Consider the following 16,230-nt stretch of genomic DNA (forward strand, 5'->3'; position numbering starts at 1 on the left):
CATTGCAAGAACATTCGGGGAACAATCAAGGCGCCCGACCATGGGGGCCGCCGAGAGATGCCATGCCAGCGGCGCATCGCTTGCCCCCTTCCCGCTTCTCCCCTATATGCGCGCCCGTCCGGCGGGTGGTGGATGCCCGCGGGAGCCAGGACAAGGCAGCGCGTTTGGGCGGGCATCGGGCCGCGTCCCGGCGCGCCTTTTGCCTTTCCGGCTTGCCGCGCATCCGCCTGTCCGCAGGGCGCCGGAGCGGCATGGGGCCGCCTCGGCATGCTGGTGCAAAAGACCGGGGGAGACAACCCCCAGGCCGGCAAAACAGACATGTAAGGAATTGAGTTTCATGGCCACCACGGCAAACCCGACCCGCGACGATTTCGCGGCGCTGCTCAACGAATCGCTGGGCGGCGAAAATGAAAGCTTCGAAGGCCGCGTCGTCGTCGGCACCGTCACCGGCATCGAGAACGATCTCGCTGTCATCGATGTCGGCCTCAAGAGCGAAGGCCGCGTGCCGCTGCGCGAATTCGCCGCGCCGGGCCAGAAGGCCGAGCTGAAGATCGGCGACCAGGTCGAGGTCTATGTCGACCGCATCGAGAACACCCATGGCGAAGCGATGCTGTCGCGCGACCGCGCCCGCCGCGAAGCCGCCTGGGACAAGCTGGAAGGCGAATATAGCGCCGGCAACCGCGTCGACGGCGTGATCTTCGGCCGCGTCAAGGGCGGCTTCACCGTCGACCTGGGCGGCGCCGTCGCCTTCCTGCCGGGCAGCCAGGTGGACATCCGCCCGGTCCGCGACGTCACCCCGCTGATGGACATCGCCCAGCCCTTCCAGATCCTGAAGATGGACCGCCGCCGCGGCAATATCGTCGTGTCGCGCCGCGCCATTCTGGAGGAGACCCGCGCCGAGCAGCGTTCGGGCCTGATCCAGAGCCTGACCGAAGGCCAGGTCGTGGACGGCGTCGTCAAGAACATCACCGATTACGGCGCCTTCGTCGATCTGGGCGGCATCGACGGCCTGCTCCACGTCACCGACATCAGCTACAAGCGCGTCGGCCATCCGAGCGAGGTGCTGGAGATCGGCCAGACCGTGAAGGTCCAGATCGTCCGCATCAACCGCGAGACGCAGCGCATCAGCCTCGGCATGAAGCAACTCGAAAGCGATCCGTGGGAAGGCGCCGGCGCCAAATATCCGGTTGGCGGCGTGTTCACCGGCCGCGTGACCAACATCACCGAATATGGCGCCTTCGTGGAGCTGGAAGCGGGCATCGAGGGCCTGGTCCACGTCTCCGAGATGAGCTGGACCAAGAAGAACGTCCATCCGGGCAAGATCGTCTCCACCTCCCAGGAGGTCGAGGTCGCCGTGATCGAGGTGGACGAGGAGAAGCGCCGGATCAGCCTCGGCCTCAAGCAGGCGCAGGCCAATCCCTGGGCCGCCTTCGCCGACAAGCACCCGGTCGGCACCGAAGTCGAGGGCGAGGTCAAGAACGCCACCGAATTCGGCCTGTTCATCGGCCTGGACGGCGACGTGGACGGCATGGTCCACATGTCCGACATCGCCTGGGGCGTTTCCGGCGAGGACGCGCTCAACCTGCATCGCAAGGGCGAGATGGTGAAGGCGGTCGTGCTCGACGTCGATGTCGAGAAGGAGCGCATCAGCCTCGGCATGAAGCAGCTCGAGCGCGGCGGCGTCGCCAAGGGCACGAGCGCCAGCGCCGGGGGCGTTTCCAAGAACGACATCGTCACCGTCACCGTGCTCGACGTGCGCGACGGCGGGCTCGAGGTCCAGATCGGCGACGACGGGGCGACCGGCTTCATCAAGCGCACCGATCTCGGCCGCGACCGCGACGAGCAGCGTCCGGAGCGTTTCCAGAACGGCCAGAAGCTCGACGCGATGGTGATCGGCTTCGATCGTTCGAAGAAACCGAACTTCTCGATCAAGGCGCTTCAGATCGCCGAGGAGAAGCAGGCAGTTGCACAATATGGCTCGTCCGATTCCGGCGCGAGCCTGGGCGACATCCTGGGCGAAGCGCTCAAGCAGAAGCAGAGCTGATCCGGGACAAGACCCTCCAGGCGGGCGGCACGAGCCGCCCGCCTGGTTCGCTGTCTTTGGTTAGCCTATTTGAATTGCTCGGATTTTCCTTGAGCCACGACCTTGCTTTTTGCGATCGTCGGTGCAACTAATCCGAGTCGAGGCGCCGCATCGGGGGATTGCGGCTGGTTCGGCCTGTTCTCCGGACCGCGTTTGTCGAACAGGGGGGGAAACGTGATCCGATCCGAACTCGTGCAGAAATTGTGCGACGATCATCCCGATCTGACGCTCAAGGAAGTCGAGCGCGTCGTCGGCGCCTTCTACGAGGCGATCATCGCGCAGCTCCAGGATGGCGGTCGGATCGAGCTGCGCGGCTTCGGCGCCTTCTCGACACGCGGTCGCGATGCGCGCAAGGGCCGCAATCCGCGCACCGGCGAGGCGGTGGACGTCGATGCCAAGCGCGTCCCCTATTTCAAGCCCGGCAAGGAAATGCGCGAGCGGCTGAACGTCTGACGTTCGGCGAATCGAAGCAGCACGACGTTGACGCGGCGCCGCGACCCGGCCACCTCTTGTCCCGCGCGAACGTGGCGGAACCGGTAGACGCTGGAGACTTAAAATCTTCTGCCCCCAGGGGCGTGCGGGTTCGAGTCCCGCCGTTCGCACCAATCCAGCGCGGAAACAGGTCGGCGTCGCGGCGGCCCCGTTGAACTCATGACAGGCATCCTTTCCTCGGCAGTGCCGTTCGCCTTGCGGCACCTTATGCCACAATCGGAAAGGAAATCAGATGTTTGCGAAATTTCTCGCGCCGATGGCCGGCGCCGCGCTGATCGCAGCGCCGGCGGTGGCACAGTCCGCAGCGGCGCTTTCGGTGCAGCCAGCCGTAATCGAACGGGCCGCCGGCGCCGACGAGGGCAATGAACTTGCGGGCGGCGCCTGGATCGCACCCGTGCTGGCCGCCGCGATCGTGATCGGGGGCGTCCTGCTCGCGGCGGGCGTATTCGACGACGATGACGCGCCGGTCAGCCCGTAGACGCGAGAAGGCGTCGGAGGTCAGGCGGCGGCGGATGCCGGGGCGGCCCTGACGCCCACCCATTCGCAGCGCACGAGGCTGATCGGATCGAGGAACATGCCGCCCATCCGGGCGCCGATCTGCCAGCGCACCTGAGCATGGACCGGGCCGATGCCCGGAACGTCCAGCGCGACATAGCTGCCGATCCGAACCGGTTCCTTGCATTCGGCCATGAAGCCGAGCGTGGACACATCGCGGACCCTGATCTCGATATTGTACAGATTCTGCGGCTGCATGTGCGTCGCGCAATCGACCGCGAGACGCGGCGCACGGCGCATCTTGTAGTCGGAATCGTATCCGTCGGCCGGTTCGTCGTCGAAGCCGTTGTCCATCTCGCAGATTTAGCCGTTCACAGATGAAGGAGGAGTAAAGGCGGGGCTGCAATTGCGCGGCGACCGGCTAAAAGAAGCCGGCCGGCGCGACCTGCCCGGAGCTGATGACGGCGAGAGCGGATGCGGATTGCGGGACGAAGGCTGTTGTTGGGGCTGGCTTGCCTGACGATGCTGGCGCCCGCTGCCTGCCGCCAGCCCGCGACAGGCCCGGTGGAGGTGAGTGCGATCGGCGCGCCGGCGCGCCTGCACAATCCCAATCTCGAGCCGCTCGATCCGCCTTCCGCCTTCCTGCTCGAAGCCGTGGCACAGGGGCTGGTCCGCTTCGACGCAAACGGCGAGATCGAGCCCGCGCTGGCGCAGAGCTGGATCGTCTCCGACGACGGCATGCGCTACACCTTCCGCATCCGCCGCACCCACTGGCCCAACGGCCGGCGAGTCACTGCCGAACAGGTCGCCGCGCGGCTGCGCGCCGCGATCAGCCGTGCCAGTCGCAACCCCTTCAAACCCGTGCTGGCGGCGATCGACGACATCATCGCGATGACCGACGAGGTGCTGGAGATCCAGCTCCATGGCGCGCGCCCCAATTTCCTCCAGCTCCTGGCGCAACCCGAATTGGCGATCATGCTGGGCGGGCACGGTACCGGGCCCTATCGCGTCCTGCCCGGGGGCAACGCACCGGCGCGGCTGATGCCGATCCGCGATGAGGGCGAACCGGAAGACGGCGACGAGGAGGAGCAGCCCGCCATCCTGCTATGGGGCCAGCGCGCGGCGATCGCGGTGACGCGGTTCGCCGAGGGCGAAATCGAATTCGTCATCGGCGGCACGATCGGCGATCTCATGATCGCGCGCGCCGCCAGCCTGCCGCGCAATACGCTGATGTTCGATCGGCCGGCGGGACTGCTCGGCCTGGCCTTCGCCACGGCCGACGGGCCGCTCGCCGACGCACGGGTTCGCAGGGCGCTCGCGATGGCGATCGATCGCGAGGCGATCGCCGGCGCACTCGATGCGCAGGGTTTCGATCCGCGCCCCGCTTTGGTGCCGGGGGGAGTCACCGAGCTGCCCGAACCCACCGCGCCGGACTGGGCCGATTCGCCGATGCCGATGCGCCGCGAGCTGGCGGCACGGACCATCGCGGCGCTGAATTTGGCGACGCCCCCGATGATGCGCATCGCCATGCCCGACGCCCCCGGCTATCGCCTGCTCTTCGCCCATTTGCGGCGCGACTGGCGCCGGATCGGAGTGGACGCGGTGCGCGTCGCGCCGGACGCCGCCGCCGATCTGAGGCTGGTCGACATGGTCGCACCGGCCAATCTGGGAGCCTGGTATCTGCGTCAATTCTCCTGCGAAGCCGGCCCGGTCTGCGACCCGCGAGCCGACGAAGCGCTGGCCCGTGCCCGTGCCGCCGCAACGGCGGAGGAGCGGCGGGCGGCACTGGTCGAGGCCGATCGCGCGCTTGCCGCGATCACGCCCTATATCGCGCTCGGTTCGCCGGTGCGCTGGTCGCTGGTCTCCCGCCGGCTGACCGGCTTCCGCCCGAATCAGTTCGCGCGCCACCCCGCCAGCGAGCTGATCGCGGAGGAATTCTGATGCCCCGGATCGACCGGGCCGAAATCGAGCGGATGGCGCGCGACCTCCCGGTGGGACGCGACCCCCATTCGGTGCGCCGCCGGATCGAGGCGATGGAGGCGCTGCTGGAGCGCGTCTTCGTCGTGCCGGGCATCAACCGGCCGGTCGGCCTGGACGCGATCGTCGGCCTGGTGCCGGTGATCGGCGATATCGTGACCGCCGCGATGGGCGCGTGGATCGTCTGGGAAGCACGCAATCTGGGCATGTCGAAATTCCACCTGGCGCGCATGACCGCCAATGTCGGCTTCGACGCGCTGATCGGTGCGGTGCCGATTGCCGGCGACCTGCTCGATTTCGTTTTCCGTTCCAACAGCCGCAACGTGCGGATCGTCCGCCGCTGGCTGGACAAGCACCATCCGGCGACGCGGACGATCGACGGCGATGTGACACAGCACCGCTAAAGGGCGGCGAAGTCCAGTCCGATATCGGCGGCAGGCGCCGACTGGGTGATGCGGCCGACGGAAAGACAGGTGACGCCGGTTTCCGCTTTGGCGCGGATCGTTGCCAGATCGATCCCGCCGCTCGCTTCGGTCGGCACCCGGCCGGCAACCAGCGCCACGGACTCGCGCAGCATCGCGGGGCCCATATTGTCGAGCAGCAGGTGCGTGGCCCCGGCGGACAAAGCGGGCGCGATCTGATCGATCCGGTCGACCTCGACGATGATCCGCGTCAGCCCCGCCGCGACGGCGCGGCGCACCGCTTCATCGACCGATCCCGCCACCGCAACATGATTGTCCTTGATCATCGCCGCATCGTCGAGCCGCATCCGATGGTTCGTGGCGCCGCCCATCCGGGTCGCATATTTTTCCAGCACGCGCAGGCCCGGGATGGTCTTGCGGGTGTCGAGCAGGATCGCCCCGGTGCCGGCGATCGCATCGACATAGGCACGGGTCAGCGTCGCGATGCCGGACAAATGCTGGACGGTGTTGAGCGCGGAGCGTTCGGCGGCGAGCATCGCGCGGGCATTGCCGGCAAGGCGCAGCAGGTCCGTTCCAGCCGGCACTGCATCGCCGTCCGTCGCCAGCCGTTCGATCTCCACTTGCGGGTCGAGGGTTCGGAAAAAGGCCTCGGCGACCGGCAGGCCGGCGACGACGATCGCCTCGCGGCTGTCCATCACGCCGGAGAAGCGCGCATCGGCCGGAATGACGGCGGCGGACGTGACATCGCCATGATCGCCCAGATCCTCGGCGAGCGTAGCGGCGACGAAGGCGCCCAAATCGAAGCGGTCGAGCGTGAAGGTCATGGCGCAGCCCTGCCACCGGGGCCGCGTTCGGACAAGCGGCGAAGGGCCGGCTCAGGCGGCCGCCGCCTGTTCCCTGGAGACGAAATCGAGCAATTCGGCCGCCGGCATCGGCTTGCCGACATGCCAGCCCTGCGCGGTGTCGCAGCCCATCCCTGCCAGCAAGGCGAGACATTCGGCATCCTCGATGCCCTCGGCCACCACTTTCAGCCCGAGCTCATGCGCCATGGCGATGGTCGAGCGGACCATGATCGCGTTGCGCTGGTCCTCCACCAATGTGCGCACGAAGCTCATGTCGATCTTGAGCTCGCTCGCGGGGAGCTTCTGCAAATAGCCCAGCGAAGACTGGCCGGTGCCGTAATCGTCGATCGAGATATTGACGCCGAGCGCGCGCCAGCGCTCCAGCGCGGCAATCGCTTGTTCCGGCTGGTTCATCGCCGCGGTTTCGGTGACTTCGATCGTGATCGCGCCCGGCGAAATCGGGGCGTCGGCGATCAGACCCGCCAATTCGGCCACGAAGGCCTCGTCGAGCAGCAGGGCGGCCGAGACGTTAACCGCGACGCCGAGCGGCCGGCCGGCCCGATGCCAGACCGCTGCATCGCGCAGCGCGCCGGTGAAGACATAGCGGGTCAGCGCGCCGATCCGGCCATGATCCTCGACCAGCGGAATGAAGGCGTCGGGCGGAATCCGGCCGCGTTCGGCATGATCCCAGCGCACCAGCGCTTCCACCGCCACGATCCGGCCCGTGCGCAGGTCCAGCTTGGGCTGATAGGCGTTCCAGACATGGCCGGCCGCCATCGCGGCGTCGAGCTCGCCGAGCAGCGAGAGGTGCCAATCCGTCTCCTCGCTCTTTCCTTCCGAGAAGCGCGCCCAGCGCGCACTCTCACGAGCGGCCCGGCCCGCCGCCAAAGCGGCATTGGCGATCTGTTGTCGCATGCCCTCCGGCGCGGGATCGGCAATACCGAAACTGAGCGTCACATCTACGAGACGCCCGCAATCGACCGGCGCCCGCATCAGTGCGGCCAGTGCATCCAGCCGGCCGGGCAAGCTTGCCGCACCGTCCGCCGGCTCGGCCCAGCCCAGGCTGGCTTCATCCAGGCGATGAATGACACGGCCCTCGAAACCGAGCCGGTCGGCGACGCGCAACAGCAAGGTGGCCGTTGCGGCAGGCCCGAGCCCGGCCGCGATCGCATCGAACCGCTCGATCCGCGCGAACACCACGGGCGCGATACCGACCTCCGCCTCGAGCGCGGCGCGATTGGGCAGGCCCGTGGCGCGATCCGTCAGCGCGCGACGATGATATTGCCCCGCGCCGTGGAAACCAAGGGCAAGCAGCCCAGCGCTCGCCAGAGCCAGCAGGCCCGGCGCGATCGCGAAAGAAGCGGCGAACCATTGCTCGGCGGCGAGCGGCAACGCCAGAATGGCGATCGCGCCTCCGGCGAAACCCGTCATGCGCACCGCCCGACGCCCTGGTCGGATCGTGACCGCAAGGAGCGTTATGGCCAATGCCAGCGCCCAGCCGCCGGCCCATTCGCGCGGCCCCGGGCCCGCGATCAGGGTTTCAGCCGCCAGCGCCTGGATGACGACCCCGGGAATCACGCCATGCCTGGGAACCGCATAGCGATCGCCCATTTCGATTGCGGTCGCGCCCACCAGGATGCGCTTTCCGGCCAACGCCGCCGCCGGAACGCGGCCTTCGACGACATCGATGAAGCTGTGGCGGGGAATCGTTTCGGGCCGGATCGATGTATCGATACGGAAGACCTGGCCGATTTCGGCGCTGCTTTCAGCAAGCAGCGCCGCCAGTGCGGGACGCGGGGCGCCGTCGATCGCCAGACCGGTCAGCATCGTGCGCACCTGCCCGTCGCGATCGGCGATAATGTTGACCGATGCGGTAAAGGCATTGCTCCGCAACGGCTCTATCGGCATGTTCTCGACGATCTCGGCGCTGCCGGCACCGGCATGCTGGCGCAGACTGGCGAGAATGACGCTGCCCCCCGCCCGATCGAGCGCGGCGGCGAACGCGGCATCGTCGGCCGGATTGGAGCGGGCGGAAAAATCGACGTCAAAGGCGATAGATCGGGCGCCCGCTTCGTGCAGGCGATCGACCAGCCGGGCATGATTACGCCGCGGCCAGGGCCATTGCGAGATCGCCTGCAGGCTCCGTGAATCGATTTCGACGACATGCACCTCGCCGCTGGCGGGATGTGCGCGCACCGCATCGCGCGCATCGCGCAGCATGCGATCGACTCCCACGCTGCCCTCGCTGGACAAGGCGGCAAGCCCCATCAGCGCCGACAAAGCGAAGACAATCGCATGCCGGCGCTGAAGCAACCGCGCGAGCAACCTGAGATCGAGCCGTGCCATGACGGAGGCCAAACCTCAGAACGTCTGACCGGGCACGGCGACGGCCGTCATCGCCGACACAGCAAAGGCAGACAGAGCGGCGGATTCGGATTCGACTCTTCTTCGTCATTGCTTCCGCCAAGACCCGGCAGATTGATATCGAGGCAGAGCAGGTCTCCAGGCAAGCAGACCCCGACGTCACTGTCATCGCCGCCGGCGTCTTCGCCTATTCCGATACAGACGAGGTCGCCGGGCAAACAGATACCGATTCCGCCGTCATCGTCATCGGGAGGCGTGCCCGCATCGTCATCCGGCGGCGTGCCCGCATCGTCATCCGGCGGGGTACCGGCATCGTCGTCCGGCGGCGTGCCCACGTCGTCGTCCGGCGGCGTGCCCGCATCATCGTCCGGCGGGGTACCGGCATCATCGTCCGGCGGCGTGCCCGCGTCGTCGTCCGGCGGCGTGCCCGCATCATCGTCCGGCGGGGTACCGGCATCATCGTCCGGCGGCGTGCCCGCGTCGTCGTCCGGCGGCGTGCCCGCATCATCGTCCGGCGGCGTGCCCGCCACATCGTCATCGGCAGGAGCCGGCGCTGGCGGGTTCACCACCAGCCGGGACTGATCGGCGATATCGGCAAGGGCCAGCTCGATACCGATCCGTCCGTCGATCAGCCCGCCGGTCGCTTCGGCAAGCAGGACCACGTCCTCGCTGACCGGCGCGACGATTTCAATCGTCGAGGCGGCGGGTCCGACATAGGCCGCCGGCTGCGGCGCTGGGACCGTGACCGCGCCCGCGCCGTCGGAACGGATCGAGCGGCTGGTCTCACCCTCGATGTTGAGCTGCATCAGGTCGCTGGCCGACACGCTGACGATCATGCCGGGCCGGATCAGCTCCGCCGCGCCGCCGTCGATCGTCGAAACCTCGACCACACCCTCGGTCACCTGCACCGAGCCGCCGGCCTCGCCGATCGTGACGGTGAAGACCGTACCTTTCACCACGGCGGCGAGATAGGGGGTCTGGACGCCGAAATGCGGCGTCGCGCGCCGCTCGATCCGGAACAGGGCCGTGCCCCAATCGGTCAGCATCTGAACGATGCCGCCGCGCTGCTCGGCCGCTTCGGGAAGGCGGAGCCGGCTGGCGGGAGACACCACGATATATTCCTGCCCGCGTGCGATGACGGCCCGCCCATTGGCGGCGGTCGCGATGGTCGATCCCGATGAAAGCAACGCGCCGCGCGTCGCCACACGGCTTTGGCCGCCTTGCGTGATTCTGACGTCACCGCTGACTTCCGTGACCCGCCATTCCGGCGCCTGCGCTGCGGCCGCGCCGCTGATCGCCATCAACAAGGGAGCAAGCCCCAGGATCGCCTTGCGCATGATGTCGTCCTTCTTCCCCACGGCGCGCCCGCCGGTCTCCGCGGCGGATCGAACCAAAGTGACGCCATAGGGTCAGCGACTTGCGCAGGGGTGAAAGGCGAAGGTTAATCGCGGGATAAGGGCTTCAAGGGAAAATTTACCGGGCTGTCCGTAAAGACCGGGGCAATGGTCTTCCGGTCGGTCTTGCGTTCTCGCCCTGTGCGGATGGCGATGCTTGCGGCGTTTTTCGCGGCGGTTTCGCCTTGCGCAGCGCAGGCCCAGCCCGAGCTGGACCGCTCCGATCCCGGCGTCATCACCGAAGAGATCGGCGCCGACGATCCCGCGCGCCCCGCGCCTCAAGCGCCGGAGCTGACCACCCCCGAGGATGACGTCACGACGCCGGAATCGACGTTCGTGGTCGGCGCGGTCCGGGTCGAGGGCGCGACGATCTTGCCGCTGGCGGCCTTCGCGCCGGCGATCGAGCCCTATCTCGGCCGTTCGCTCGGCCCGCAGGAGCTGCGCGCGCTTGCCCGTGCGGTCGCCGAAGTGGCGCGCGGCGCGGGCTATGGCCTCGCGACGGCCTGGATCCCCCGGCAAAGCGTCCAGAACGGCATCCTACGGGTGCGAATCGACGAAGGGCGGATCGACGCGATCGACGCGCGCGGCCCAGGCGGCCCGACCGTCGCACGCGTCTTGCAGCCCCTCGCCGACGGCCAACCGGTGCGCACCGCGGCGCTGGAGCGGCGCTTGCTGCTCGCCGGCGGTCAGCCAGGCGTCACCGTCGGACGGGCGCGGCTGGTCCGCCAAGGCGGGCGCAACATCCTGCGCATCGAGACGCGCTATGATCGTGTGCGCGTGCGGGCCACGCTCGACAATTGGGGCACATCGGCGATCGGGCCGCTGAAGGCGCGCGTCGTCGCCGACCTTCACGGCCAGATCGTGCGCGGCGACCGGCTGACCCTCGGCGGGATCGTCACGCCGCTCCAGCCGCGCGAGTTCCAGTTGCTGCAGGCCGGCTATGCGCTGCCGCTGGGCGCGGCGACGGAGCTGTCGGCGACCGGCTATCTCTCCCGATCCAATGCCGGCGGCGCGGCCCGCGCGCTGGAACTGGACGGCGATGCGGCTGAGGCGCAGCTTTCGCTCTCCCATATTGTGCTGCGCAGCCGCACCGCCAATCTGTGGGTCTATCTCAACCTCGCCCATCGCGAGAGCGGGCTGGATCGCCGGGGTGCGCGCATCCGCAACGACACGTTGACCACGGCTTCTTTCTCCACCTTTGGCGCATCCCGGCTGGGCGGCGGAACGCTGCGCGTGCGCCTTTCGCTGGTCCAGGGCCTGAACCTGCTGGATGCGACCATCGGCGGCGATCCCCTCGCCTCGCGGCGCGACGGCAGCGGCGTCTTCACCAAGGCGGCCTTCTGGGCCGATTACACCCGCGTGCTGGGCGACGGTTTCAGCGTCCAGCTCAGCGGCCAGGGCCAGCTCGCCTCTCGGCCCCTGCTCGCCAGCGAGGAGGTGGGCCTGGGCGGCCGCGCCTTCCTGCGCGGCTACGACTATCGCGAATTTTCCGGCGACGAGGGCGCGGCCGGAGCGATCGAACTGCGCTACGATCTTCCGCTCACGACCTCCGTCATCCGCCGTGCCCAGCTTTACGCCTATGCCGATGGCGGGCGTGTGACCAATTTGCGCGGTGGCTTCGGCAGCGGCTCGCTGGTCTCGGCCGGCGGCGGCGTGCGGCTCAGCCTGCCCCGCCGCATCGATGCGGGGCTGGAGCTGGGCGTGCCGCTCAGCGACGGCTTCGACGGCACGCGGCCGGACCCGCGCCTCTCCTTCACGCTGGCCGCGCGCTTCTGATCTCTCAGGGGAGCAGTACCGCTGCGCCTTCGATCTTTCCCGCCCGCAACGCGTCCATCGCGTCATTGGCTTCGGCGAGCGGGAAGGTCGTGACATGCGTCGCGATCGGCGCTTCGGCAGCCATCGCCATGAATTCGGCGCCGTCCGCGCGGGTCAGATTGGCGACCGACAGGATCGCCCGTTCGCCCCACATGTCGGCATAGGGAAAGGCCGGAATGTCGCTCATATGGATGCCGGCGCAGACCACCCGCCCGCCTTTGCGGACATGGCGGAGCGCCTCCGGCACCAGCGCACCGACGGGCGCGAAGATCAAGGCGGCGTCGAGCGGCTCGGGCGGCGGCTCGTCTGAGCCCCCCGCCCAGACGCAGCCGAGCGAACGGGCGAAATCCTGCCCCGCAATGTCGCCGGGCCGGGTGAAAGCGTGGACCCGCCGCCCCTGCCAGGCTGCAACCTGGGCGAGGATATGGGCGGCGGCGCCGAAGCCATAGAGGCCGATCGCATCTCCCTCCCCCGCCAGCCTGAGCGCCCGCCAGCCGATCAGGCCCGCGCACAGCAAAGGTGCGGCTTCCGCGTCGGAGAAGCGCGCCGGGATCGGCAGGCAGAAGCGGGCATCGGCGAGGCAATGGGTGGCGAAGCCACCGTCGCGGGTAAAACCGGTGAAGATTGGCGCGTCGCACAGATTCTCGCGATCCGCCCGGCAATAAGGACATTGGCCGCAGGCCTGTCCTAGCCAGGGGATGCCGATCCGATCGCCGATGGCAAAGCCGTCCGCGCCCACGCCCAGCGCCGCCACGCGCCCGACGATTTCATGCCCCGGCACGATCGGCAGTGGCCCGGACAGGTCGCCGTCCGCGACGTGCAGATCGGTGCGGCAGACACCGCAGGCGGCGATCTCGACCAGCAGCCCGCCCGGCCCCGGCACGGGCATCCGCCGTTCGACCGGCCGCAGCGGCGCCCCGGCCGTGTCGAGCTGCATCGCGCGCATCATGCACCCTTCTAGCTCCGGCCAACGGATCGCCGCCAGCCCCGCTTGTCACCTCGGCAGTTTACGTTAAGGTCAAGCACATGACCTTGCCCGCCATCTTCGATCGCCTGCGGCTGCCCGTGATCGGCTCGCCGCTGTTCATCGTCTCCAGCCCCGATCTCGTCATCGCCCAGTGCAAGGCTGGAATCGTCGGCTCCTTTCCGGCGCTGAACGCCCGACCGCAGAGCCTGCTCGACGAATGGCTGCACCGGATCACCGAGGAGCTGGCCGCCTGGGACCGCGACCATCCCGACACGCCCGCCGCGCCCTTCGCGGTCAACCAGATCGTCCACAAGTCCAACGACCGGCTGATGGCCGACATGGCGACCTGCCAGAAATGGAAGGTGCCGATCGTCATCACCTCCTTGGGCGCGATTCCGGAGCTGAACGACGGCGTCCATGGCTGGGGCGGCATCACGCTCCACGACATCATCAACGACCGCTTCGCCCGCAAGGCGGTGGAAAAGGGCGCGGACGGGATCATCGCGGTCGCCGCTGGCGCCGGGGGCCATGCGGGCACGCTGTCGCCCTTCGCGCTCGTGCAGGAGATTCGGGCCTGGTTCGACGGGCCACTGATCCTCTCCGGCGCGATCGCCAATGGCCATGCCGTCCTCGCCGCCCAGGCGATGGGCGCGGACCTCGCCTATATCGGATCGCCCTTCATCGCGACCGCCGAGGCCAATGCCGGAGCGGACTACAAGCAGGGCATCGTCGAGGGCCGCGCCGCCGACATCGTCTATTCGAATCTGTTCACAGGCGTGCACGGCAACTATCTGAAAAAATCGATAGAACTGGCCGGCCTCGACCCCGCCAACCTGCCCGAGGGCGACATCAGCACGATGAACTTCGCCAATGCCGGCGGCTCCAAAGCCAAGGCCTGGCGCGACATCTGGGGCTCCGGCCAGGGCATCGCCGCGATCGACTGCGTACGACCCGCAGCAGACTATGTCGCCCAGTTGGTCACGGAGTATGCCGAGGCTAAGGCTGCCCTTCTCGCGAAGACCGGATGAGCCCGGATCCGTGAGCGACCGGCGCTAGAGGGAGCGGCCCACTCGCACGAGAGTACCATTTGGATCGCTCAGCGCGAACTCATAGGTGCCCCAATCCGTCATCATGGGAGGATGGATGAGGTCGCCGCCGACCTGCGCCGCCAGCCGATCGACGTCGTTGACGTAGATATAGACCCCGAACGGATTGCGTGGTGGCTCCACCCAACCCTTCTCCCCGGAACGCAGATGCAGGCGCAGGCCATCCGGCGCCTCGAGCAGGCGATAGTCGCCATAGTCGCTCTCCACGGCGAAACCGAGCTTCGCGTAGAAGGCCGTGCTCTCGTCGATATCGATGCAGGGGATGATCGCCACCACGCCCGGTCTGGTCGTCACAGCCATCACGCCGCTTTCTGCAGATGCCGCCGGCCGAGCAGCTCCGCGATCTGGACGGCGTTCAGCGCGGCGCCCTTCCTGAGATTGTCGGAGACGCACCACAGGTTGAGGCCGTTCTCGACCGTCGGGTCCTCGCGCACGCGGCTCACATAGGTCGCATATTCGCCGACACATTCGACCGGCGTGACGTAACCACCGTCTTCGCGCTTGTCGACGAGCATGACACCGGGCGCCTCGCGCAGGATCGCCTGCGCCTCGGCGGCGGAAATCTCGTTCTCGAACTCGATGTTGATCGCCTCCGAATGGCCGACGAAGACGGGCACGCGCACGCAGGTCGCCGTCACCTTGATCCTGGGATCGAGGATCTTCTTGGTCTCCACGACCATCTTCCACTCCTCCTTGGTCGAGCCGTCGTCGAGGAAGGAATCGATATGGGGAATGACGTTGAACGCGATCTGCTTGGTGAACTTCACCGGCTCGCTGGAATCGCCGACGAAGATGTTGCGGCTCTGCTCGAACAGCTCGTCCATCCCGGCCTTGCCCGCACCTGAGACAGATTGATAGGTTGCGACTACAACCCTTTTGATTTTCGCGATATCATGAAGCGGTTTCAGCGCCACCACCAGCTGCGCGGTAGAGCAATTCGGGTTCGCGATGATGTTCCTGGCGCGATAGAGGTCGATCGCCTCGGGGTTCACCTCCGGCACGATCAGCGGCACATCCGGGTCCATCCGGTAGAGCGACGAATTGTCGATCACGGTGCAGCCGGCCGCGGCCGCGCGGGGCGCATGGACCTTGGTCGGTCCGGAGCCGGCGGCGAAGAGGGCGATGTCCCAGCCTTCGAAATCGAAATGCTCGATGTTACGGACCTTCAGCTCCCGCCCGCTGTCGCCGAAATCGATGATATCGCCGGTCGAGCGCGGGCTTGCCACCGCGGCGATCTCGTCCGCCGGAAACTGGCGCTCGGCCAGGATGTTCAGCATCTCGCGACCGACATTGCCGGTCGCGCCGACGACGACCACCCGATAACCCATCCGATTTCTCCGCTTGGCAGGGTGGCGATCTAGCGACTGGCAGGCGCTTTACCAAGGGGCGAGCGTCGCATTTTCTGCTATAGGCGACTCGGGGGCCCGCAAGGAGACACCCGATGGCCGCGACCCGCATTGCCGCCACATCCGCCGAACCGGCGCTGCCGGTCCGCAAGATCGGCGCGAAAGACCTCAATGCCGCCCTGGGCGAAGGCTATCGCGATTTCCTGGACAAGCGCGGCGACCTGATCGTCGTCGGGCTGATCTATCCGATCATCGGCTTCGCCGCGGCGGCGATCTTCCTGCAGGGCGGCTTCGTGCCCCTTTTCTTCCCGATCCTCGCCGGCATCGGCCTGCTCGGGCCGGTGGCGGCCCTGGGCTTCTACGAACTGGCGCGGCGGCGCGAAGCGGGGCTGGAATCGACCTGGTCGCACTTCTTCGACGTGACGAAGCGCCCCTCCCGCGATGCGATCCTGGCGGTGACGGGCATATTGCTTGTCGTCTTTTTCGCCTGGGTCCTCGCCGCCTGGGTTCTCTACGCCGCCTTCATCGAGGCGCAGCCCCGCTCGATCGGCGATTTCCTCGTCGCGCTCTTCACCACCGCCAACGGCTGGGGGCTCATCATCGTCGGCAATATGGTCGGCCTCGCCTTCGCCTGGGCGGTGCTCTCGATCAGCGTCGTCGCGCTGCCGCTGCTGGTCGATCGCGACACCGACGCGCGCACCGCGATCGCCACCTCGCTCAATGCCGTCCGCGCCAATCGTTGGGTCATGGCGCGCTGGGGCACGATCGTCGCGGCTTTGCTGGTGGTGGGATCCATTCCGGCCTTCATCGGCCTGGCCTTCGTCCTGCCCTGGCTCGGCTATTCGACCTGGCATCTCTACACCAAGCTGGTGGACCGCAAGGCGGGCTGACAGCGGCCGATCACCTGCTATCGTCTCCCCGAAAGGG

The 16,230-nt window shown here is 67.8% G+C and carries 15 protein-coding genes and 1 tRNA gene; 9 read left to right on the forward strand and 7 right to left on the reverse strand.

Features of this window, described 5'->3' with window-relative positions; all coding sequences use genetic code 11:
• The first annotated feature begins 337 nt into the window (after positions 1-337).
• The 4 genes from rpsA to KF780_11340 all read left to right on the forward strand — a co-directional run bounded on the left by rpsA (position 338) and on the right by KF780_11340 (position 3,053).
• On the forward strand, positions 338-2,044 hold the full coding sequence (gene rpsA / locus KF780_11325; protein ID MBX3562389.1) for a 30S ribosomal protein S1: 1,707 nt from the start codon (positions 338-340) through the stop codon (positions 2,042-2,044).
• A gap of 213 nt (positions 2,045-2,257) precedes the next feature.
• Entirely contained in the window at positions 2,258-2,536 is a 279-nt protein-coding gene (locus KF780_11330) for an integration host factor subunit beta (protein ID MBX3562390.1), read from the forward strand.
• 65 nt (positions 2,537-2,601) lie between these two features.
• Positions 2,602-2,688, forward strand: a tRNA-Leu gene (locus KF780_11335).
• 119 nt (positions 2,689-2,807) lie between these two features.
• Positions 2,808-3,053: a hypothetical protein gene (locus tag KF780_11340; GenBank protein ID MBX3562391.1), complete on the forward strand. Its 246-nt coding sequence runs from the start codon at positions 2,808-2,810 to the stop codon at positions 3,051-3,053.
• 20 nt (positions 3,054-3,073) lie between these two features.
• On the opposite strand, the gene KF780_11345 is transcribed toward KF780_11340, so the two are convergent.
• Positions 3,074-3,424: a hypothetical protein gene (locus KF780_11345; protein ID MBX3562392.1), complete on the reverse strand. Its 351-nt coding sequence runs from the start codon at positions 3,422-3,424 to the stop codon at positions 3,074-3,076.
• A 168-nt stretch (positions 3,425-3,592) separates the two neighbouring features.
• Between KF780_11345 and KF780_11350 the strand changes: the two genes are divergently transcribed.
• A complete protein-coding gene (locus KF780_11350) occupies positions 3,593-5,011 on the forward strand; it encodes an ABC transporter substrate-binding protein (GenBank protein MBX3562393.1) in 1,419 nt (472 codons plus the stop codon).
• Positions 5,011-5,451 carry a DUF4112 domain-containing protein gene (locus KF780_11355; protein MBX3562394.1) on the forward strand — a complete coding sequence of 147 codons (441 nt, stop codon included), beginning with the start codon at positions 5,011-5,013 and terminating at the stop codon, positions 5,449-5,451. Before KF780_11350 ends, KF780_11355 begins: the two co-directional genes overlap by 1 nt.
• On the opposite strand, the gene nadC is transcribed toward KF780_11355, so the two are convergent.
• From nadC to KF780_11370, 3 genes are read right to left on the reverse strand one after another with little or no spacing between them, the layout of a single operon-like run.
• Positions 5,448-6,293: a carboxylating nicotinate-nucleotide diphosphorylase gene (gene nadC / locus KF780_11360; protein ID MBX3562395.1), complete on the reverse strand. Its 846-nt coding sequence runs from the start codon at positions 6,291-6,293 to the stop codon at positions 5,448-5,450. The two genes, KF780_11355 and nadC, sit on opposite strands and share 4 nt — an antisense overlap.
• A gap of 51 nt (positions 6,294-6,344) precedes the next feature.
• Positions 6,345-8,657, reverse strand: coding sequence for an EAL domain-containing protein (locus tag KF780_11365; protein MBX3562396.1), 2,313 nt, complete (start codon positions 8,655-8,657; stop codon positions 6,345-6,347).
• A 47-nt stretch (positions 8,658-8,704) separates the two neighbouring features.
• Positions 8,705-10,012 (reverse strand): FecR domain-containing protein, encoded by a 1,308-nt coding sequence (locus tag KF780_11370; protein ID MBX3562397.1) that lies wholly within the window; start codon positions 10,010-10,012, stop codon positions 8,705-8,707.
• Positions 10,013-10,216: 204 nt separating this feature from the next.
• On the opposite strand from KF780_11370, the gene KF780_11375 reads away from it, so the two are divergent.
• Positions 10,217-11,845, forward strand: coding sequence for a ShlB/FhaC/HecB family hemolysin secretion/activation protein (locus KF780_11375; GenBank protein ID MBX3562398.1), 1,629 nt, complete (start codon positions 10,217-10,219; stop codon positions 11,843-11,845).
• Positions 11,846-11,849: 4 nt separating this feature from the next.
• On the opposite strand, the gene KF780_11380 is transcribed toward KF780_11375, so the two are convergent.
• Complete coding sequence (locus KF780_11380; GenBank protein MBX3562399.1) at positions 11,850-12,830, reverse strand: zinc-dependent alcohol dehydrogenase family protein; 981 nt, start codon at positions 12,828-12,830, stop codon at positions 11,850-11,852.
• Positions 12,831-12,910: 80 nt separating this feature from the next.
• Here KF780_11380 and KF780_11385 point away from each other — a divergent pair, with 80 nt between their 5' ends.
• The gene (locus tag KF780_11385; GenBank protein ID MBX3562400.1) at positions 12,911-13,879 is read left to right on the forward strand and encodes a nitronate monooxygenase; all 969 of its coding nucleotides are present in this window, start codon (positions 12,911-12,913) and stop codon (positions 13,877-13,879) included.
• A 24-nt stretch (positions 13,880-13,903) separates the two neighbouring features.
• Here KF780_11385 and KF780_11390 read toward each other — a convergent pair whose 3' ends face one another.
• Positions 13,904-14,257, reverse strand: a complete 354-nt coding sequence (locus KF780_11390) for a glyoxalase (GenBank protein MBX3562401.1) — start codon at positions 14,255-14,257, stop codon at positions 13,904-13,906.
• Entirely contained in the window at positions 14,257-15,285 is a 1,029-nt protein-coding gene (locus KF780_11395) for an aspartate-semialdehyde dehydrogenase (protein MBX3562402.1), read from the reverse strand. The genes KF780_11390 and KF780_11395 overlap by 1 nt, the downstream gene beginning before the upstream one ends.
• Positions 15,286-15,398: 113 nt before the next feature.
• On the opposite strand from KF780_11395, the gene KF780_11400 reads away from it, so the two are divergent.
• A complete protein-coding gene (locus tag KF780_11400) occupies positions 15,399-16,193 on the forward strand; it encodes a DUF2189 domain-containing protein (protein MBX3562403.1) in 795 nt (264 codons plus the stop codon).
• Positions 16,194-16,230 lie beyond the last annotated feature (37 nt).

It is taken from the genome of Sphingomonas sp. (assembly GCA_019635535.1).
Lineage (GTDB): Bacteria > Pseudomonadota > Alphaproteobacteria > Sphingomonadales > Sphingomonadaceae > Allosphingosinicella.